We start from the raw sequence: 20,454 nt of genomic DNA on the forward strand, positions 1-20,454 counted from the left end.
ACAGCGCCGATGGTACTGCAGGGGGGACCCTGTGGGAGAGTAGGACGCCGCCGAACTCCTTTTATCGGGTTGGACCCGGAACTTCGGTTCCGGGTCCAACCCTTTTTTGTTGTGCGTCACCTGAAGTTCACGTTCCGCAACCAACATCCCCCACATGGGTACTGCTGCAATGCTCAGGGCTGCCGGCGTCGGAGTCGGTGACGAGGTTGTCGTACCGGCCTTCGGGAACGTCGAAGTCGCCGAGGCCGTGGTCCTGGCCGGGGCGCTGCCGGTGTTCGCCGACATAGACCGGGTGACCTACTGTGTGGACGCTGGCGCTGTCGAGGCGGCTGTTACGCCGCGGACGGCGGCCGTTGTCGCCGTACACCGCTTCGGTCGGTCGGCCGACATCGCGCGGTTGCACGAGATCGGGCAGCGGCATGGGCTGTTGGTGCTGGAGCAGGGCGAGTCCGAGGCTCCGTACGACGAGATTGCCCAGCGCCGGCAGCGGGCGTCGTATCTGGATGCGAAGTTGAAGGGCGTGCTCACGCCCGATGGTGGTGACGGGCACACCTATCAGCAGTACGTCGTGCGCGTCCCGGGGAACGGGCGGCCGGATCGCGATGCTTTCGCTCGGGCCGTTCGGGCCAGGGGCGTTGAATGTCGGGTGCCGGTGAAGACGCCCGTGCATCGGCTGCCCGAATTCCGGCGGTGTGTGTCCCTGCCGGAGACCGAGCGGGCCGCTGATGAAACGTTGGCTCTTCCGGTGGACGCCTCTCTGACCAAGAGGGAGATGCACCGGATCGTGTCTGCCTGCAACGCGCTCGGAGGACTGCTTCAGCCTGCCTTCTGAGCGGGTTTTGGAGCACGGGTGTGTTCGGGGTATGATCTATTCCGTTGCCGCGAGGGAAACTTCGCAAAAGGTAGCAAGCCCCTATAGCTCAGTCGGCAGAGCGTCTCCATGGTAAGGAGAAGGTCAACGGTTCGATTCCGTTTGGGGGCTCCAGACAGAAAGGCCCCGCCCATTCGGGCGGGGCCTTTTTTCATGCCCTTCTGCCAGTTCCTTCCTCAGTCCTTGTGGATGCCTGGCACACGCATCGCCAGGATGGCCATGTCGTCGGACGGGGCGTCCGAGGCGAAGCGTTCGACCGCGCGCATGATGCGGGCCGCCACTGCGCCGGCCGTCAGGCCCGTGCAGGTGGTGAGGACGTCGGTGAGGCCGTCGTCGCCGAGCATGCGGGTGCCTTCGCGGCGTTCGGTGACGCCGTCCGTGACGCACAGGAGGACGTCGCCCGGGTCGAGGGTGACCGTCTGCTCGTACAGTTCGAGGTCGTCCATGACGCCGAGGAGCGGCTGGGGTTCGGCGGCCGGTTCGACCGTGCCGTCCTGGCGCAGGCGGAGGGGGAGGGGGTGGCCGGCGCAGACCACCTTCAGTTCGGCGCTGCCGTCCTCCTGCGGCCGCAACTCGCCGTAGAGGAGCGTCAGGAAGCGGCTGCGGGCGCCCTCGTCGAGGATCGCGGAGTTCAGGCGCTCCAGCACCGCCGGGCCGCTCAGGCCCTCGCGGGCCAGGAGCCGGAGTGCGTGCCGGGCCAGGCCCGTCACCGCCGCCGCGTTCGGGCCCGTACCGCAGACGTCGCCGATGGCGAAGCCGTAGGCGCCGTCGCTGATCGGGAAGAGGTCGTAGAAGTCGCCGCCGACCTCGTTGCCCTCGCCGGCCGCGCGGTAGATGACCTCGACCTCGACGCCGTCGATCTCGGGGAGCTCGGGCGGCAGGAGGCTGCGCTGGAGGGACTGGCTGATGGCCGTGCGCTCGGAGTAGAGGCGGGCGTTGTCCAGGGCCAGGGCGGCTCGGCGGCTCAAGTCCTCGGCCAGTTCCAGGATTTCCTGGCGGAAGTGTTCGTCCGTCGGCTTGCCCAGCGTCAACATGCCGATGACGCGGTTGCGGGCCACGAGCGGCAGTACGACCGTCTCTCCGCCCACCGCGGCGGCTGTGGCGAGGGTGGGGCCGATGCCTGCGCTGATGCGGCCGATGGGCTGGCCGAGGCCCAGGCTTCGCATGGAGGTGCGCAGGGCCGCCTGGTGGGCCGACTGGGCGGGAGCCGACCAGACGCGGGCGCCGGGGGTGGGGACCGGGTCCGGCGGGGAGATCTTCGAGAGCAACGACTTGATGCCGTCGATGAGTTCCTCGTCCTCGTGCAGGACGTACGACAGATACGGCTCCGAGGCCTGGTCGGCGATCGTGTAGACCGCGCACCAGGTGGCCAGCGTCGGGACCGTCATCTGGGCCATCAGGGCCAGGGTCTGGTCGCGGTCCAGGGTGCCGGCGAGCAAGTCGGAGGCCTCGACGAGGAAGCTGAGGGAGCCTCGGCGCAGGCGTTCGAGTTCGCCGAGGCGGGCCGACTCCACCGCCAGCGCGATGCGGTCGGCGGCGAACTGGAGGCGGAGGGCCTCCTCGTTGGAGTATCTGTTGGGCGCTTCGGCGGCGACGCCGAGGGAGCCGGTGAGGCGGCCCTCGACCTTCAGCGGGACCGTGACGACCGAGCGCATGCCGGTGCCGCTCAGCAGGGGTACGGCGCCGGGGACCATCGTGAGGTCCTCGTGGACCGACGGCATGCGGGCCGAGCCGTAGCGGCCGGGTCCCGCTTCGACGGGCACGCGCGCGAAGCGCTGGCGAGCGGAGGGCAGGCCGGTCGAGGCGCGGACCTCCAACTCCGTTTCGTCGTCGGTCGCCAGCAGCAGGAAGGCGGAGTCGCCGTCGAGCATGTCGCGGGCGCGCTCCACCGTGCGCTGGAGGAGGCCGTCGAGGTCGTCCGGGGCGGGGGAGCCGATGAACACTTCGAAGGGGTCGGTGCTCTGGGCCTCGCCGGTCGCGGTGGCGTCGGACGGGACGCGCAACGGGGTCTGCAGGACGGCGCGTTCGTGGTCGCGGACCAGGAGGCAGACCGTGGACGGTTCGCCGCCGGTGTCGCGGACGCGGAGGTGGGAGGCGTACACCGGTGTGACGCGGCCGTTGGCGCCCCTTATGCCGTAGCTGCCCTCCCAGCGGGAGAGCTGGAGCGCCTCCGCGATGCCGGTGCTGGTGCCCGGTGTGTGCGGCCAGGCCGCGAGGTCGGTGAGGGGCTTACCGGTGACCTGCTCGGCCGCATAGCCGAAGAGATCCTCCGCGTCCTCGTTCCAGGACGCGATGGCGCCCGTACGGTCGATCTGGACCACGGCGACGCGGACGCGGCCGTCCGCGAGCGGGAGGAGGTCGGAGGGCAGGGACGGGCCTGCGGCGCGGGTGCCCACCGGGCGCTCGGGGAGGTCGAGTTGGAACCAGACCTGCTTGTGGGTCGGCGTGTACTCGACACCCCAGCGGCCGGCCAGAGCCGCGCAGAGCTGGAGGCCGCGGCCGCCCTCGCGGTCGGGGCTGCCCATGTTGACGGGCGAGCCCTGGAGGGGGATCTCGCGTTCCGGATACCGGTCGGCCACCTCGATCCGTACACCGTCGTCACTGCGTAGACACAGGACGTCCGCGGACGTGCCCGCGTGCACGACGGCGTTGGTCACCAGTTCACTGGTGAGGACTACGGCGTCGTCGACGATGTCGGCGAAGCCCCACCCCTGGAGTGTGTCGCGGACGAAGGAGCGGGCGCTCGCGACCGATCGCCCGACGGGATCGAAGCTGGCTGCCGCGCGCGCGGTGATCACAGAACTCCTCGTCCGGTTGTCGACGTGCAGGACCCCGTGGCCGACCGGGTCGCGCCGCTGGTGCGGCATCTGCGCGCCCGTCGGCCGGTCCGGGGATGGTCCCCCCGGGATCAGTCCGGTGGTCATGTCCGGCTGCCCCTCCGATACCCGCTCGTGCTCCTCCTGCCACCGCCCAGGCCGGACGGGACCGGCGCGGCTGGACAGCCGCATGCAAGGTTACTTACCTTCGCCGTCCATGCGGATGCCGGTCTGCAGTGTTTCCGTCCGGAGGGTGTGCGGACGATGTGCGAAGCTGCCGAACTGTTATGGCCGGGTTCAGCCAGGGTGAAACACTGGGCAAGCTTCTTGTGAAGGTCCGGGCAGGCTGAGTGTCATTCGCGTATCGCGGGCAGCAGCACGTGGTGTGGCCTGGTATATCCGGCAGGAATACCCAGCAGTAACGGGTACGCGCAGCAGTAGAAGCCGAGCACAGCAGTAACGGTCGACCCCTGCGGGAGGGACACAGTGGAGTCTGGCGCAGCGACGCGGGGCACTAAAACGCGCGCGAAAGGCGGACAGTCCCTGAAGAACGAGCGCAAATCGCGTGGCGGGACCACTGCCGTGGACACGGCCGCCCTGAACCGGCTGCTGGCGGCACTGGTGTCGATGCGCGACGGGAACTTCCGGAAGCGGCTCACGGTGTCCGGGGACGGCGTGATGTCGGAGATCGCCGCCGTCTTCAACGAGGTCGCGGACCGGAATCTCCACCTGACGGGTGAGCTGGCGCGGGTCCGGCGCATGGTCGGGCGGGAGGGCAAGCTCACGGAACGGCTGGAGACGGGAGCCTGTGAGGGCTCCTGGGCGTCCGCCATCGACAACTCCAACGCCCTGGTCGACGACCTCGTACGGCCCGTCTCCGAGGTCGGCCGGGTGCTGTCCGCGGTGGCTGAGGGTGATCTGTCGCCGCGCATGGAGCTGCGGACGCAGGCGCCGGACGGGACCGGGCATCCGCTGCGGGGTGAGTTCCTCAAGGTCGGGCGGACTGTCAACAACCTTGTCGATCAGCTGTCGACGTTCACCGACGAGGTCACGCGTGTGGCCAGCGAGGTGGGCACCGAGGGCAAGCTCGGCGGACAGGCACGCGTGCGTGGCATGTCGGGTTCGTGGAAGGACCTCACGGACTCCGTCAACACGATGGCGTACCGGCTGACGGCCCAGGTGCGGGACATCGCGCTGGTGACCACGGCGGTCGCCAAGGGTGACTTGTCCCGGAAGGTCACGGTTCACGTGGCCGGCGAGATGCTGGAGCTCAAGAACACCGTCAACACGATGGTGGACCAGCTGTCTTCCTTCTCCTCCGAGGTGACGCGTGTCGCCCGTGAGGTGGGCACGGAGGGCGAGCTCGGCGGGCAGGCGCAGGTGCCGGGTGTGGCCGGTGTGTGGAAGGACCTCACCGATTCGGTGAACCTCATGGCCGGCAACCTGACCGCCCAGGTGCGCGGAATCGCCCAGGTGACGACCGCGGTCGCCAACGGTGACCTGTCGCAGAAGGTGACCGTGTCGGCACGCGGTGAGGTCGCTCAGCTCGCGGACACGATCAACCAGATGACCGAGACGCTGCGGATCTTCGCGGACGAGGTCACGCGTGTGGCCAACGAGGTCGGCGCCGAGGGGCGTCTGGGCGGTCAGGCGAATGTGCCGGGTGCGGCGGGTACGTGGAAGGACCTGACGGACTCCGTCAACACCGTGTTCCGGAATCTGACCATTCAGGTGCGGGACATCGCGGCGGTGACGACGGCGGTGGCCAACGGTGACCTGTCGCAGAAGGTCACGGTCGACGTGGCCGGCGAGATGCTGGAGCTGAAGAACACCGTCAACGGCATGGTCGACCAGCTGTCGTCGTTCGGTGCCGAGGTCACGCGTGTCGCGCGGGAGGTCGGTGTCGAGGGTGAGCTCGGCGGGCAGGCGCAGGTGCCGGGGGCGGCGGGCACGTGGAAGGACCTGACGGACTCCGTCAACACGGCGTTCCGGAACCTCACCGGGCAGGTGAGGAACATCGCCCAGGTGACCACGGCGGTGGCCAACGGTGACCTGTCGCAGAAGGTCACCGTGGACGTCTCCGGCGAGATGCTCCAGCTGAAGAACACCGTGAACACGATGGTGGACCAGCTGTCGTCCTTCGCCGACCAGGTCACGCGGATGGCCCGGGACGTGGGTACGGAGGGCCGGCTGGGCGGCCAGGCGGTCGTACCGGGTGTGGCCGGTACCTGGAAGGAACTCACCGATTCCGTCAACGGAATGGCAGGAAACCTCACCGCCCAGGTGCGCAACATCGCGCAGGTCACCACTGCGGTGGCCCGCGGTGACCTGTCCCAGAAGATCGACGTCGACGCGCGCGGCGAGATCCTGGAGCTGAAGAACACCATCAACACGATGGTCGACCAGCTCTCCGGCTTCGCCGATCAGGTGACCCGGGTCGCCCGCGAGGTGGGCACCGAGGGCCGCCTCGGCGGACAGGCGCAGGTGCCCGGCGTCGCCGGTGTGTGGCGGGACCTGACCGACTCCGTGAACGGAATGGCAGGAAACCTCACCGCCCAGGTGCGCAACATCGCGCAGGTCGCCACCGCGGTGGCCCGCGGTGACCTCTCGCAGAAGATCACCGTGGACGCGCGGGGCGAGATCCTGGAGCTCAAGAACACGCTGAACACGATGGTCGACCAGCTGTCGTCGTTCGCGGAGGAGGTCACCAGGGTCGCCCGTGAGGTGGGTACGGAGGGCCAGCTCGGCGGTCAGGCCGAGGTGCAGGGCGTCTCCGGCACCTGGAAGGACCTCACCCAGTCCGTGAACTTCATGGCGAACAACCTGACCATTCAGGTGCGCAACATCGCCGAGGTGACGACCGCGGTCGCCAAGGGCGATCTGTCCAAGAAGATCACCGTCGACGCCAAGGGCGAGATCCTCGAGCTCGTCACAACGGTCAACACGATGGTGGACCAGCTGTCCAGCTTCGCCGAGCAGGTGACCCGGGTGGCCCGTGAGGTGGGCACCGAGGGCATTCTGGGTGGCCAGGCGAACGTCCCGGGCGTCGTCGGCATCTGGAAGGACCTCAGCGACAACGTCAACCTGATGGCCAAGAACCTCACCATGCAGGTGCGGAACATCTCCCAGGTCGCGAACGCGGTCGCCAACGGCGACCTCACGCGGACGGTGACGATCGAGGCACGCGGTGAGGTCGCGCAGCTCGCCGACACGTTCAACACCATGGTGAAGACGCTGAGTTCGTTCGCCGACCAGGTCACCAAGGTGGCCCGTGAGGTGGGCACGGACGGCATCCTCGGTGGTCAGGCGCATGTGCCGGGTGTGGCCGGTACGTGGAAGGACCTCACCGAGTCCGTGAACCAGATGGCGTCCAACCTGACCGGTCAGGTGCGGAACATCGCCATGGTCACCACGGCCATCGCCAAGGGTGACCTGACGAAGAAGATCGACATCGACGCTCGAGGCGAGATCCTCGAGCTGAAGACGACGATCAACACGATGGTCGACCAGCTGTCGTCCTTCGCCGAGGAGGTCACCCGAGTCGCCCGCGAGGTGGGCACCGAGGGGCAGCTCGGCGGTCAGGCACGCGTGCGTGACGTCGACGGAACCTGGCGCGACCTCACCGAGTCCGTGAACGAGATGGCCGGGAACCTCACCCGGCAGGTGCGTGCCATCGCGCGCGTGGCGACCGCGGTGACCCGCGGCGACCTGAACCTGAAGATCGACGTCGACGCGTCCGGCGAGATCCAGGAGCTCCAGGACTACATCAACAAGATGATCGCCAACCTGCGCGACACCACGATCGCCAACAAGGAGCAGGACTGGCTCAAGGGCAACCTCGCCCGGATCTCGGCCCTGATGCAGGGCCGCCGCGACCTGGAGGACGTTGCCTCGCTGATCATGAGCGAGCTGACGCCTGTGGTGTCCGCGCAGCACGGCGCGTTCTTCCTGACGATGCCGCTGGTCGACGGCAAGGACATGAGCGCCGAGGGCGAGGACCGGTACGAGCTGCGCATGCTGGGGTCGTACGCCTATTCGATGGGTTCCATGCCGACGTCGTTCCGGCCCGGGGAAGGACTGATCGGGACGGCCGCCATGGAGAAGCGCACCATCCTGGTGGAGAACGCGCCCAGCGGCTATCTCAAGATCTCCTCCGGGCTCGGCGAGGCTCCGCCGGCGCAGGTGATCGTCCTTCCGGTGCTGTTCGAGGGCCAGGTGCTCGGCGTCATCGAGCTGGCCTCCTTCACCCCCTTCACGCAGATCCAGAAGGACTTCCTCAACCAGATCGCCGAGATGATCGCGACCAGCGTCAACACCATCTCCGTCAACACCAAGACCGAGGTGCTGCTGAAGCAGTCGCAGGAGCTGACCGAGCAACTGCGTGAGCGGTCGGAAGAGTTGGAGAACCGGCAGAAGGCCCTCCAGGCGTCCAACGCCGAACTGGAGGAGAAGGCCGAGCTGCTGGCCCAGCAGAACCGCGACATCGAGGTGAAGAACACCGAGATCGAGGAGGCGCGGCAGGTCCTGGAGGAGCGCGCCGAGCAGCTCGCGGTCTCCATGCGCTACAAGAGCGAGTTCCTCGCCAACATGTCGCACGAGCTGCGTACGCCGCTCAACTCGCTGCTGATCCTGGCCAAGCTGCTCGCCGACAACGCCGAGGGCAACCTCTCGCCGAAGCAGGTCGAGTTCGCCGAGACCATTCACGGCGCCGGCTCCGACCTGCTCCAGCTGATCAACGACATCCTGGACCTGTCGAAGGTCGAGGCGGGCAAGATGGACGTCTCGCCGACGCGTATCGCGCTCGTCCAGCTCGTCGACTACGTGGAGGCCACCTTCCGGCCGCTGACCGCGGAGAAGGGCCTGGACCTGTCCGTCCGGGTCTCGCCGGAGCTGCCCGCCACGCTGCACACCGACGAACAGCGGCTGCTGCAGGTGCTGCGCAACCTGCTGTCCAACGCGGTGAAGTTCACCGACTCCGGATCGGTCGAGCTGGTCATCCGGCCCGCCGGGATGGATGTCCCGATGAAGATCCGGGAGCAGCTGCTGGAGGCCGGTTCGCTGACCGAGGCGGACGCGCCGCTGATCGCGTTCTCCGTGACCGACACCGGGATCGGGATCGCGGCCAGCAAGATGCGGGTGATCTTCGAGGCGTTCAAGCAGGCGGACGGCACGACCAGCCGCAAGTACGGCGGTACGGGGCTGGGGCTGTCCATCTCGCGGGAGATCGCGCAGCTGCTCGGCGGGGAGATCCATGCGCAGAGCGAGCCGGGGCGCGGCTCGACGTTCACGCTGTATTTGCCGCTGCACCCCAGCGAACTGCCTCCGCACGGATACCAGCAGCAGTTGCCGCCCCTCGACGCAGGCGCCCTGGTGGCCTCCGCGGCCGACCTGGCGGAGCTGTCCGACGTGGAGATCGAGACGCCGGCCGAGGTGCGGTCGTACCGGGAGACGCAGAACGGCGCCGCCGCGCTCTTCAGGCGCCGCCGCAGGATGGCGAACGAGCTGGAGGCCCGGCCCGCGCAGCAGGAGCAGTGGTCGGCGGCGGAGCAGAACGCGGCGCCGCAGTCGATGCGGGGCATCCGGTTCGGCGGCGAGAAGGTGCTCATCGTCGACGACGACATCCGTAACGTCTTCGCGCTCACCAGCGTCCTGGAGCAGCACGGCCTGTCCGTGCTGTACGCCGAGAACGGCCGTGAGGGTATCGAGGTCCTGGAGCAGCACGACGACGTGGCGGTCGTCCTGATGGACATCATGATGCCCGAGATGGACGGGTACGCGACGACCACGGCGATCCGCAGGATGCCGCAGTTCGCCGGGCTCCCGATCATCGCGCTGACCGCCAAGGCGATGAAGGGTGACCGGGAGAAGGCGATCGAGTCGGGCGCTTCCGATTACGTGACGAAGCCGGTCGATCCCGATCATCTGCTGACGGTGATGAATCAGTGGATGAGGGAGCAGTGACAGGAACCGACAGTGTTCACACGGAGTTGCTGACTCAGTGTGCTCGAAGCTGTGTAGAAGCGCGGTATTCGGGGAACCTTCTGGTCTCCTGCTGCGTTTCTGCTACGTGCACAGTGACATCGCGGTGACAGGGTGTGGCGACAGGCAGGGTGCGGCTACCATGACCGGCACGAGGGCGGGCGGCGTAAGGGAGTCGTCCCCTGGGGCGGAGCCCGGTGCACTGCCGGGGCGAGGAGGGCGGGCCATGGTGCAGAAGGCCAAGATCCTCCTGGTCGATGACCGGCCGGAGAATCTGCTGGCGCTGGAGGCGATCCTCTCTGCGCTCGATCAGACCCTGGTGCGGGCATCGTCCGGGGAGGAAGCGCTCAAAGCACTGCTGACGGACGACTTCGCGGTCATTCTGCTGGACGTCCAGATGCCGGGAATGGACGGTTTCGAAACCGCCGCGCACATCAAGCGGCGGGAACGGACCCGGGACATCCCGATCATCTTCCTCACCGCGATCAACCACGGCCCGCACCACACCTTCCGCGGCTACGCGGCGGGCGCGGTGGACTACATCTCGAAGCCGTTCGACCCGTGGGTGTTGCGGGCGAAGGTCTCCGTGTTCGTCGAGCTGTACATGAAGAACTGCCAGCTGCGTGAGCAGGCGGCGCTGCTGCGGCTCCAGTTGGAGGGCGGCGGCAAGACCGCGGGCGCCGAGTCGAAGGAGCCGGCGGGTCTGCTCGCCGAGCTGTCGGCGCGGCTCGCCGCGGTCGAGGAGCAGGCCGAGGCGCTGTCCAAGCAGCTGGACGACGACTCGGCGGACGCGGCCGCGGTGGCCACCGCGGCCCATCTCGAACGCAAACTCACCGGATTGCGGCGGGCGCTCGACGCGCTGGAGCCGGGCACCGGGAGCACGTCCTCGGTGCCCTCGCAGAACTGACGTCGTGAGGGCGCCGGTTGGCGGGCTGACGGCGCCGGATCGTCCGGTGTGTGACGGGTCCGTGAACGGGCGTCAGTTCGCCGCCTCCGCAAGGGCGACACGAACGGGTGAAGCAGTGGGCACACGTGTCCACTGTCTTCTCCACCGGTAACCTCACATCCATGGCCTCACGTTCCTCCGCAGCCAAGAAGCCGCCCGCGAAGAAGGCGGCCGCTTCCGCGAAGGCTCCGGCGAAGAAGGCCGCCGCCAAGAAAGCCCCCGCCAAGAAGGCGCCGGCCAAGAAGGCCGCGGCGAAGAAAGCCGCGCCCCCACCCAAGCCCGCGCCGAACCCCACCGGGGGCATCTACCGGCTCGTGCGCGCCGTCTGGCTCGGGCTCGCACATGCCGTCGGCGCCGTGTTCCGCGGCATAGGGCAGGGCGCGAAGAACCTCGACCCCGCCCACCGCAAGGACGGCATCGCGCTGTTGCTGCTCGGCCTCGCGCTGATCGTCGCCGCCGGCACCTGGTCCAACCTGCGCGGCCCCGTCGGCGACCTCGTCGAGATCATCGTGACCGGCGCCTTCGGCCGGCTCGACCTGCTCGTGCCGATCCTGCTCGCGGTCATCGCCGTACGGTTCATCCGGCACCCCGAGAAGCCCGAGGCCAACGGCCGGATCGTCATCGGCCTCTCCGCGCTCGTCATCGGCGTACTCGGCCAGGTCCACCTCGCCGTCGGCTCGCCCGCCCGCAGCGACGGCATGCAGGCCATAAGGGACGCCGGCGGGCTGATCGGCTGGGGCGCGGCGACTCCGCTGACGTACACCATGGGCGAGGTCCTCGCCGTACCGCTGCTCGTGCTGCTCACGATCTTCGGCCTGCTGGTCGTCACGGCCACCCCGGTCAACGCCATCCCGCAGCGGCTGCGGCAGTTGGGCGTGAGGCTCGGCATCCTGCCCGACCCCGAGGACGACGACGAGTACACCGAGGACGACCAGCGCTACGACGACCAGTGGCGCGGGACGCTGCCCGCGTCGCGCGGCCGCAAGCGCACTGCGGCCCCCGAGGCGTACGACCCCGACAGCGCCGAGCAGGAGGCCCTCTCGCGGCGTCGCGGCCGTCCGAGGCGCTCCGCAGTGCCGCAGCCCGAGATGGACCGTCCCATGGACGCTGTGGACGTCGCGGCGGCCGCCGCTGCCGCGCTCGACGGCGCCGTCCTGCACGGGATGCCGCCGTCGCCCATCGTCGCCGACCTCACCCAGGGCGTCACCGTCGGCGACCGCGCGGAGACCACCCCCGTGCCGACGCCCGTCCCGGCCGCGCGCCCCAAGCAGGAGAAGCTCCCGAAGACCGACGTCCCGGACCTGACCAAGGCCGGGGTGCCGGACCTCACCAAGGCCGCGCCCGACGAGATGCGCGACCTGCCGCCGCGCGCCGAACAGCTCCAGCTGTCCGGCGACATCACCTACTCGCTGCCGTCGCTCGACCTTCTGGAGCGCGGCGGCCCCGGCAAGTCGCGCAGCGCCGCCAACGACGCCGTCGTCGAGTCGCTGACCACCGTCTTCTCCGAGTTCAAGGTCGACGCCCGCGTCACCGGCTTCACGCGCGGGCCGACGGTCACGCGCTACGAGGTCGAGCTCGGCCCCGCCGTGAAGGTCGAGCGGATCACCGCGCTGACGAAGAACATCGCGTACGCCGTCGCCAGCCCGGACGTGCGGATCATCAGCCCGATCCCCGGTAAGTCGGCGGTCGGCATCGAGATCCCGAACACCGACCGCGAGATGGTCAACGTCGGTGACGTGCTGCGTCTCGCGGCCGCCGCCGAGGACGACCACCCGATGCTGGTGGCGCTCGGCAAGGACGTCGAGGGCGGCTATGTGATGGCCAACATCGCGAAGATGCCGCATGTGCTGGTTGCCGGTGCGACCGGTTCCGGTAAGTCGTCGTGCATCAACTGCTTGATCACTTCGGTCATGATGCGGGCGACCCCGGAGGACGTCCGGATGGTGCTGGTCGACCCCAAGCGCGTCGAGCTGACCGCCTACGAGGGCATTCCGCACCTGATCACGCCGATCATCACCAACCCGAAGCGGGCCGCCGAGGCGCTCCAGTGGGTCGTACGGGAGATGGATCTTCGGTACGACGACCTGGCGGCGTACGGCTACCGGCACATCGACGACTTCAACGAAGCCGTGCGCAACGGCAAAGTGAAGGCGCCCGAGGGCAGTGAGCGGGTGCTGCAGGCGTACCCGTATCTGCTGGTGATCGTCGACGAGCTCGCCGATCTGATGATGGTCGCGCCGCGCGACGTCGAGGACTCGATCGTGCGCATCACGCAGCTCGCGCGCGCGGCCGGCATCCACCTGGTGCTCGCCACCCAGCGGCCGTCGGTCGACGTCGTCACCGGTCTCATCAAGGCGAACGTCCCCTCACGGCTCGCCTTCGCCACCTCGTCGCTCGCGGACTCGCGCGTCATCCTCGACCAGCCCGGCGCCGAGAAGCTGATCGGCAAGGGCGACGGGCTGTTCCTGCCGATGGGCGCGAACAAGCCGAGGCGTATGCAGGGCGCGTTCGTGACCGAGGAGGAGGTCGCGGCGGTCGTCCAGCACTGCAAGGACCAGATGGCGCCCGTCTTCCGGGACGACGTCACCGTGGGCACCAAGCAGAAGAAGGAGATCGACGAGGAGATCGGCGACGACCTCGACCTGCTCTGCCAGGCGGCCGAGCTGGTGGTCTCCACGCAGTTCGGGTCGACGTCCATGCTGCAGCGCAAGCTGCGCGTCGGGTTCGCCAAGGCCGGGCGGCTGATGGACCTCATGGAGTCGCGGGGCATCGTCGGGCCCAGCGAGGGCTCCAAGGCTCGTGACGTTCTTGTGAAACCTGACGAGCTGGACGGAGTGCTGGCCGTGATCCGCGGGGAGGCTTAAGGGGAGTCCGGGGCGGAAACGGGACATGATGATCGCCTTGCGGACGGGTGGGTGATGGGTCGATGTCCGATCGTGACTCACCCGTAAGGGATCATTGAGCAACCGTTTCCCGTCGACGTACGTCAAGTTGAGCGAGGCGACAACCTCGTACCCCACCATCAGCGTGTCCGGCCATTCTGATGGCGTATAAAGTCCCACCGCCCGGTTGCCCCACCCTTTCGTACCCCCCCTAGACTGAACCTCCAGCACAGGTGGCTTAAACGCTCGAAAGGCGCCCCCGTGTCCATCGGCAACTCCCCTGAAGACGAGCGTCCGTTCGAAGACGTGTCCGACGAAGCCCGTCCCTCGATCGGCCGTGCCCTGCGGCAGGCTCGTATCGATGCCGGTCTGACCGTCGACGACGTCAGCAGCGCCACCCGGGTCCGCATCGCCATCGTGCACGCCATCGAGGCGGACAACTTCGCTCCCTGTGGGGGCGACGTCTACGCCCGAGGCCACATCCGGACCCTGGCCAAGGCCGTCCACCTCGATCCGGCCCCGCTTCTCGCCCAGTACGACGACTCGCACGGCGGACGACCGGCGCCGACGCCTGCTGCCCCGCTGTTCGAGGCGGAACGCATCCGTCCCGAGCGGCGCGGGCCGAACTGGACCGCGGCCATGGTCGCCGCGATCGTCGCGGTGGTCGGATTCGTCGGGTTCACCGCGTTCAAGGGCGATGGTGAGGGCGGCAAGTCGTCGGTGGCCGAGGGCGGCTCGACATCGACGGCGGACAAGACCACGCCCACGCCGAAGACCGACAAGCCCAAGGACCCCAAGCCGGAACCGTCGGACAGCGCCATCGCCGCCGTCCCCCAGGACAAGGTGACCGTCAAGGTCAGCGCCGTCGACGGAAGGAGCTGGGTCGGTGTCAAGGACCACAACGGCCGGCTCCTCTTCGACGACCTGCTGAAGCAGGGTGACTCGAAGACGTTCCAGGACAGCGAGAAGATCAACCTCGTCCTCGGTGACGCGGGCGCGATCGACCTCTACGTCAACGGCAAGAAGATCGAGGACGACTGGCAGCCGGGCGCCGTGGAGCGCCTCACGTACACGAAGGGCGACCCGCAGGCCGGATAGGACCGGCTGAAGGGATGAGCTCGGGACGGGGTCTGCCAAGATCGGCAGGCCCCGTCCGGCGTATCGGGCCGGCTGCGGGCCGCTTCGCCGCGAAACGGGGCTGAGCGGGGTCCGGGGCGTGTGGCTCCAACGGCGAGAGCGGTGTCGATCAGCCGCTGCCGCGGCGGGCCCACGCGCGGCGTCGGCAACGGACGGCAGTGCGGCATGGCCGACCGGGGAGGCCCTGGCCCCGTCGACATGGGCTGTCAGTGAGACAAAGTAGTCTTGAGCCCATGCCTGAACGCCGTACCGTCGCACTCGTCACTCTTGGCTGCGCCCGTAACGAGGTGGACTCGGAGGAGCTCGCAGGCCGTTTGGAGGCGGACGGCTGGGATCTCGTGGAGGACGCCGCGGACGCGGATGTCGCCGTGGTCAACACCTGTGGCTTCGTCGACGCCGCCAAGAAGGACTCCGTCGACGCCCTCCTGGAGGCCAACGACCTCAAGGGGCATGGAAGAACCCAGGCCGTCGTGGCGGTGGGCTGCATGGCCGAGCGGTACGGCAAGGACCTCGCCGAGGCCCTCCCCGAGGCCGACGGCGTGCTCGGCTTCGACGACTACGCGGACATCTCGGACCGCCTGCAGACCATCCTGTCCGGCGGTGTCCACGCCTCGCACACCCCGCGCGATCGGCGCAAGCTGCTGCCGATCAGCCCGGCCGAGCGGCAGGAGTCCGCGGTGGCCGTCGCGCTCCCCGGGCACGGCCCCGCCGACCTTCCGGAGGGGGTCGCTCCGGCCTCCGGCCCGCGTTCACCCCTGCGCCGCCGCCTCGGCGGCGCCCCGGTCGCCTCGGTGAAGCTCGCCTCCGGCTGCGACCGGCGCTGCACCTTCTGCGCCATCCCGTCCTTCCGCGGCTCCTTCATCTCGCGTCGGCCTTCGGACGTCCTGAACGAGACGCGGTGGCTCGCCGAGCAGGGCGTCAAGGAGATCATGCTGGTCTCCGAGAACAACACGTCGTACGGCAAGGACCTGGGCGACATCCGGCTGCTGGAGTCCCTTCTGCCGGAGCTGGCCGAGGTCGACGGCATCGAGCGCGTCCGCGTCAGCTACCTCCAGCCGGCCGAGATGCGGCCCGGGCTGATCGACGTCCTGACCTCGACCCCGAAGGTCGCCCCGTACTTCGACCTGTCCTTCCAGCACTCCGCTCCCGACGTGCTGCGCGCGATGCGTCGCTTCGGTGACACCGACCGCTTCCTGGAGCTGCTCGACACCATCCGCGGCAAGGCCCCCCAGGCGGGCGTGCGCTCCAACTTCATCGTGGGCTTCCCCGGGGAGACCGAGGCCGACCTGGCCGAGCTGGAGCGGTTCCTGAACAACGCGCGGCTCGACGCCATCGGCGTCTTCGGCTACTCCGACGAGGAGGGCACCGAGGCCGCGACGTACGACGACAAGCTCGACGAGGACGTCGTCGCCGAGCGGCTGGCACGTGTCTCCCGGCTGGCCGAGGAACTGGTCTCGCAGCGGGCCGAGGAGCGCCTCGGGGAGACCGTGCACGTGCTCGTCGAGGGGGTGGACGCCGAGGACGCGGCGGAGGGCGCGTACGGCCGTGGCGCCCACCAGGCGCCCGAGACGGACGGCCAGGTGCTGCTCACGAGCGGCGCGGGGCTGAGCATCGGTCGTATGGTCGAGGCGAAGGTGGTCGGCACGGAAGGTGTCGACCTGGTGGCCGAGCCGCTGCAGGGCACGCTCGCGTGTAGTGAGGAGGCGGGCAGATGACCGGAGTTCCGGCGTCCGCCGCGGGTGGCTCCTCCCCGGCGGGTGCGGCGGGCAAGGCCGGCGCGGTGGGTTCGTCCAAGGCCGGCGGTGCGAAGGCGGGCGGCGCGAAGGTCGCTGCCTCGAAGGCTGCCGGCACCGAATCCGACGGGCCGGACGGTGCCAAGCCCGCGCGCGGCGGGAAGATCGCGGCCGCGGCCGTCAACCAGGCCAGCGTCTGGAACATCGCCAACCTCCTGACCATGCTCCGGCTGGTCCTCGTGCCCGCGTTCGTCGCGCTGATGCTGGCCGACGGCGGCTACGACCCGGCGTGGCGCTCGTTCGCCTGGGCGGCCTTCGCCGTCGCCATGATCACCGACCTGTTCGACGGTCATCTGGCGCGGGCGTACAACCTCGTCACCGACTTCGGGAAGATCGCCGACCCCATCGCCGACAAGGCGATCATGGGGGCCGCGCTGGTCTGTCTGTCGGCGCTGGGCGATCTGCCGTGGTGGGTGACGGGCGTCATCCTCGGCCGGGAACTCGGGATCACGCTGCTGCGTTTCATCGTCATCCGGTACGGCGTGATCCCGGCGAGCCGGGGCGGCAAGCTCAAGACGCTCACCCAGGGCGTGGCCGTCGGGATGTACATCCTGGCGCTGACGGGGTGGCTGGCCACCCTGCGGTGGTGGGTGATGGCCGCGGCGGTCGTCCTGACCGTGGTGACCGGGCTCGACTATGTGAGACAAGCCATTGTGCTGCGCAGGCAGGGAATCGCCGAGCGCAAGGCGGCGTTGGAGGAGACGGAAGCGTGAGTTCCCCGGCCACCGACGTGGTGCGACTACTCACAGTGAGGGGTGAGACGCTCGCTGTCGCCGAGTCGCTCACGGGCGGATTGGTTGCGGCGGAAATCACAGCCACCCCTGGTGCCTCCAAGGCCTTCAGGGGGTCGGTGACCGCCTACGCCACCGGGCTCAAGCATGAACTGTTCGGGGTCGACGCCACTCTGCTGGCCCAGCACGGAGCGGTGAATCCGCAGGTGGTGGCCCAGATGGCAGCCGGCGTACGGAAGGCACTGGGAGCCGACTGGGGCATCGCGACGACCGGCGTCGCGGGGCCCGAGACACAGGACGGTCAGCCCGTGGGGACGGTCTTCGTGGCCGTGGACGGACCTCTCGGACCCGGTCCCGGTTCTGCCGGTGGCGGAAAAGTAGAGGCCCTGCGGTTGAACGGCGGCCGCGAGGAAATTCGTATGGAGAGTGTACGGAGCGTACTCGCCCTGCTCCTGAAGGAGCTTGCGAGCGAACACACTGGGAATGAGCGGGCACAGGATACGGAACAGAACGGGGGGTTTTGATGTTTGCAGCCCTTAGTGAACACGACATCGCTCCCCGCACGGCCGCGGCGCAAGGCGGTACGGTGGGGCGTGAAGGATGCGGCTACGCGGTCCGAGGAGGGAGCCACCGATGATTCTGCTCCGTCGCCTGCTGGGTGACGTGCTGCGTCGGCAGCGCCAGCGCCAGGGCCGTACTCTGCGCGAAGTCTCCTCGTCCGCCCGAGTTTCGCTCGGCTATCTCTCCGAGGTGGAGCGGGGGCAGAAGGAGGCTTCCTCCGAGCTGCTCGCCGCGATCTGCGACGCGCTGGACGTACGGATGTCCGAGCTCATGCGAGAAGTGAGCGACGAACTCGCCCTCGCCGAGCTGGCCCAGTCCGCTGCGGCCACTCCCAGCGAGCCTGTACCGGCATCGGTCCGTCCGATGCTCGGTTCCGTGTCGGTGACCGGTGTGCCACCGGAACGGGTGACCATCAAGGCGCCTTCCGAGGCGGTGGACGTGGTCGCCGCCTGACGGCGCCGCCGGTGCGCGTGGGCTGACCACGCGCTGAGGAGTTGTGTGAGGCCCCGGCCGGGGCTTCTCCAGGGAAACCTGGGGGAGTGCGGTCGGGGTTTCGTGCTGTGCGGGGCCGTACGGGGCGTGCCGGGTCCGTTTGCCGCCGCGGGGCGCGGAGGTCATCGTGGAGGGTGTTCACGGCGCGCTGACGCGCTGTGACGACGTTGGCCCGCGCTGCATCCGTGTGCCGCCGGTGCGCCCTCCCGGGCGGGTGAACGAGCGGCCTAGCCTCGGGCTGGAGGTGGGTGGATGGCACGGCCGATAGCGCGCTGGGGGGTGATCCTCGGGCTCGGGGCGCTGTGGTGGTGGGCCGTGCTGCGGCTCGCGCTCGCGCCGGAGGCGGGGGCGCTGGAGGCGGCTGTCGCCGCCGGAGGATGGGGGCTGAGCCTGCTGCCGGTGCACTGTGTGCCGAAGGCGAGGGCCGTGGGAGCCGTCGACCCGCGCCGGTGGGCGGAAGCCTGGCGGAGAGGGCGGCCTACCAAGGCATCGCCACACCGCCGTTCGGACGCAGGATCTGCCCCGTCGTGAACGACGAGGCGTCGGACGCCAGATGCAGCACGGCGTGGGCGATGTCCTCGGGTTCGCCCACCCGTCCCAGCGGCGACATCCGGGCCATGAACGCCTCGGTCTGTGTCTGTGCCGCGCTGTCGTGGCGGTCGGTCATGGGGGTGCGGATCCAGCCCGGGGCGACCGCGTTGACGCGGATGCCGTGCGAGCCCACCTCCGTCGCCAGGGTCTTCGTCAGCTGCACGACGGCCGCCTTGGCCGCGCCGTAGCAGAGCAGGCCGGGGCCGCCGGTGTCGACGGCGCCCGAGGCCATGGTGATGATGCTGCCCCTGACGCGCTGGGCGAGCATCGCGCGGGCGGCCTCCTGGCAGGCGTACAGCACGCCCTTGAAGTTGACGTTCAGCACCCGGTCGAGATCCTCGTCGCGGGTCTCCAGGACCGGGCTGCTGTGCATGATCCCGGCGACCGCGGCCATCACGTCGAGACGCTCGCAGGAGGCGACGGCCTGGCGGAGCTGTGCGCGGTCGGTGACGTCGAGGTGGTGGGTGCGGGCGGTGCCGCCGCTCGCCTTGATCAGGATCGCCGTGTCGTGCAGGCCCTGTTCGTCACGGTCGGCGCAGTGCACGGTGGCGCCGGCCTCGGCGAGCAGGACGGCAGAGGCGCGGCCGATGCCGCTGGCGGCGCCGGTGACGAATGCGGTGCGTCCGGTGAGGTCGTACGCCTTGACGGCCATGAAGGGACGGTACGAGGGTTTCTGACGGATCGTCAATTGGTCGTACGGTGCCGTGTTCTGCGGTGTGCGGCGGTGCCGGGTGGCGTGCTCGGGGTCGGGCCGGCCTGGCAGTCGGGGCACCAGTAGGTGGGGCGTTCGCGCGAGCCGTCGCCTTGGTCGGCGGCGCGGATCGGTGTGCCGCAGCGCAGGCAGGGACGGTCGGCGCGGCCGTACACGAAGAGGTCCTGGCCGCGGCGGCCCGTCGTACTGCGGACCGGGCGCTCGCGGTTGGCTTCCAGGAGCTTCTTGGCGAGTACGGGGAGTTGGGTGGTGTGCTCGGCGGGGAGTGCGCCGACGGGGAGCCAAGGTGTGACGCGGAGCAGGAAGCAGAGCTCACTCTTGTAGACATTGCCGATCCCGGCGAGGTTGCGCTGGTCCAGCAGGGCCTCGCCGAGGGGGCGGGCGGGGTCTGTGAGGAGGTTGGCGAGGGCGCGGTCGGGGTCCCAGTCGGGGCCAAGGAGGTCGGGGCCGAGGTGGCCGACCGTGCGGTGTTCCTCGGTGGTGCGCAGGAGGTCGAGGACGGGGAGGCGGTAGCCGACGGCTGTTCGGGCGGTGTCGGTGCCGGTGTCTTTGGTGGTGCGGGTGTCGGTGGCTGGGGCGGCAGTGAGGATCACACGGATCTGGTGGGCGGGGCCGCCCGTCCAGCGCTGCTGGTCGGCATAGACCTTCCAGGAGCCTTCCATGCCGAGGTGCGAGTGGACTGTCAGGCCGCCCTCGATGCGGGTGAGGAGGTGTTTGCCGCGTGGGGTGACGTCCAGGACGGTGCGGCCTGTGAGGTCGACCGTGGCGTACTTCGGGACCCGGAAGTCGGTGCGGGTCAGCGTCCTGCCCGCGAGGGCGGTGTGCAGCCGCCTCGCGGTCTGCCAGACCGTGTCTCCTTCGGGCATGGGTCAAGGGTGGCACGGGTTGGAGGGGCAGGGGGTGGGGGTGCGCGCCGGGGCGTGAGTCCCCGGGGGAGGCGCCG

General features: G+C 69.3%; 13 protein-coding genes and 1 tRNA gene. 11 read left to right on the top strand and 3 right to left on the bottom strand.

The window, feature by feature from the left end:
* Window positions 1–169 precede the first annotated feature (169 nt).
* The gene (locus ABD932_RS02275) at window positions 170–832 is read left to right on the top strand and encodes a DegT/DnrJ/EryC1/StrS family aminotransferase (RefSeq protein ID WP_345008371.1); all 663 of its coding nucleotides are present in this window, start codon (window positions 170–172) and stop codon (window positions 830–832) included.
* 77 nt (window positions 833–909) lie between these two features.
* A tRNA-Thr gene (locus tag ABD932_RS02280) sits at window positions 910–985 on the top strand.
* A gap of 62 nt (window positions 986–1,047) precedes the next feature.
* On the opposite strand, the gene ABD932_RS02285 is transcribed toward ABD932_RS02280, so the two are convergent.
* Complete coding sequence (locus ABD932_RS02285; RefSeq protein ID WP_345008372.1) at window positions 1,048–3,795, bottom strand: SpoIIE family protein phosphatase; 2,748 nt, start codon at window positions 3,793–3,795, stop codon at window positions 1,048–1,050.
* Window positions 3,796–4,173: 378 nt separating this feature from the next.
* On the opposite strand from ABD932_RS02285, the gene ABD932_RS02290 reads away from it, so the two are divergent.
* The 9 genes from ABD932_RS02290 to ABD932_RS02330 all read left to right on the top strand — a co-directional run bounded on the left by ABD932_RS02290 (window position 4,174) and on the right by ABD932_RS02330 (window position 18,739).
* A complete protein-coding gene (locus ABD932_RS02290; protein ID WP_345008373.1) occupies window positions 4,174–9,648 on the top strand; it encodes a HAMP domain-containing protein in 5,475 nt (1,824 codons plus the stop codon).
* Between the two features lie 244 nt (window positions 9,649–9,892).
* Entirely contained in the window at window positions 9,893–10,573 is a 681-nt protein-coding gene (locus ABD932_RS02295) for a response regulator (protein ID WP_345008374.1), read from the top strand.
* Window positions 10,574–10,734: 161 nt separating this feature from the next.
* Window positions 10,735–13,476, top strand: coding sequence for a DNA translocase FtsK (locus ABD932_RS02300; RefSeq protein WP_345008375.1), 2,742 nt, complete (start codon window positions 10,735–10,737; stop codon window positions 13,474–13,476).
* Between the two features lie 279 nt (window positions 13,477–13,755).
* Window positions 13,756–14,592 carry a helix-turn-helix domain-containing protein gene (locus ABD932_RS02305; RefSeq protein ID WP_126395509.1) on the top strand — a complete coding sequence of 279 codons (837 nt, stop codon included), beginning with the start codon at window positions 13,756–13,758 and terminating at the stop codon, window positions 14,590–14,592.
* Between the two features lie 272 nt (window positions 14,593–14,864).
* A complete protein-coding gene (rimO, locus tag ABD932_RS02310; protein WP_345008376.1) occupies window positions 14,865–16,346 on the top strand; it encodes a 30S ribosomal protein S12 methylthiotransferase RimO in 1,482 nt (493 codons plus the stop codon).
* Window positions 16,343–17,137 carry a CDP-diacylglycerol--glycerol-3-phosphate 3-phosphatidyltransferase gene (gene pgsA, locus ABD932_RS02315; protein WP_345008377.1) on the top strand — a complete coding sequence of 265 codons (795 nt, stop codon included), beginning with the start codon at window positions 16,343–16,345 and terminating at the stop codon, window positions 17,135–17,137. Before rimO ends, pgsA begins: the two co-directional genes overlap by 4 nt.
* On the top strand, window positions 17,134–17,679 hold the full coding sequence (locus tag ABD932_RS02320) for a CinA family protein (RefSeq protein ID WP_345008378.1): 546 nt from the start codon (window positions 17,134–17,136) through the stop codon (window positions 17,677–17,679). Before pgsA ends, ABD932_RS02320 begins: the two co-directional genes overlap by 4 nt.
* A 109-nt stretch (window positions 17,680–17,788) precedes the next feature.
* Entirely contained in the window at window positions 17,789–18,169 is a 381-nt protein-coding gene (locus ABD932_RS02325) for a helix-turn-helix domain-containing protein (protein WP_030046881.1), read from the top strand.
* 291 nt (window positions 18,170–18,460) lie between these two features.
* The gene (locus tag ABD932_RS02330; protein ID WP_126395513.1) at window positions 18,461–18,739 is read left to right on the top strand and encodes a hypothetical protein; all 279 of its coding nucleotides are present in this window, start codon (window positions 18,461–18,463) and stop codon (window positions 18,737–18,739) included.
* Here the strand turns inward: ABD932_RS02330 and ABD932_RS02335 are convergent.
* Both ABD932_RS02335 and ABD932_RS02340 read right to left on the bottom strand, forming a co-directional pair.
* On the bottom strand, window positions 18,687–19,451 hold the full coding sequence (locus tag ABD932_RS02335) for an SDR family NAD(P)-dependent oxidoreductase (protein WP_345008379.1): 765 nt from the start codon (window positions 19,449–19,451) through the stop codon (window positions 18,687–18,689). The genes ABD932_RS02330 and ABD932_RS02335 overlap by 53 nt on opposite strands.
* Window positions 19,452–19,483: 32 nt before the next feature.
* Window positions 19,484–20,377: an Fpg/Nei family DNA glycosylase gene (locus ABD932_RS02340; RefSeq protein ID WP_345008380.1), complete on the bottom strand. Its 894-nt coding sequence runs from the start codon at window positions 20,375–20,377 to the stop codon at window positions 19,484–19,486.
* Window positions 20,378–20,454 lie beyond the last annotated feature (77 nt).

It is taken from the genome of Streptomyces shaanxiensis (genome assembly GCF_039537145.1).
Taxonomy (GTDB): Bacteria; Actinomycetota; Actinomycetes; order Streptomycetales; family Streptomycetaceae; genus Streptomyces; species Streptomyces shaanxiensis.

Bases quoted from the DNA above. Each gene is read 5' to 3' on its own strand.
- ABD932_RS02295 (WP_345008374.1), top strand. From the start codon at position 9,893: ATGGTGCAGAAGGCCAAGATCCTCCTGGTCGATGACCGGCCGGAGAAT.
- pgsA (WP_345008377.1), top strand. From the start codon at position 16,343: ATGACCGGAGTTCCGGCGTCCGCCGCGGGTGGCTCCTCCCCGGCGGGT.
- ABD932_RS02325 (WP_030046881.1), top strand. From the start codon at position 17,789: ATGATTCTGCTCCGTCGCCTGCTGGGTGACGTGCTGCGTCGGCAGCGC.
- ABD932_RS02300 (WP_345008375.1), top strand. From the start codon at position 10,735: ATGGCCTCACGTTCCTCCGCAGCCAAGAAGCCGCCCGCGAAGAAGGCG.
- rimO (WP_345008376.1), top strand. From the start codon at position 14,865: ATGCCTGAACGCCGTACCGTCGCACTCGTCACTCTTGGCTGCGCCCGT.
- ABD932_RS02330 (WP_126395513.1), top strand. From the start codon at position 18,461: ATGGCACGGCCGATAGCGCGCTGGGGGGTGATCCTCGGGCTCGGGGCG.
- ABD932_RS02285 (WP_345008372.1), bottom strand. From the start codon at position 3,795: ATGACCACCGGACTGATCCCGGGGGGACCATCCCCGGACCGGCCGACG.
- ABD932_RS02335 (WP_345008379.1), bottom strand. From the start codon at position 19,451: ATGGCCGTCAAGGCGTACGACCTCACCGGACGCACCGCATTCGTCACC.
- ABD932_RS02275 (WP_345008371.1), top strand. From the start codon at position 170: ATGCTCAGGGCTGCCGGCGTCGGAGTCGGTGACGAGGTTGTCGTACCG.
- ABD932_RS02340 (WP_345008380.1), bottom strand. From the start codon at position 20,377: ATGCCCGAAGGAGACACGGTCTGGCAGACCGCGAGGCGGCTGCACACC.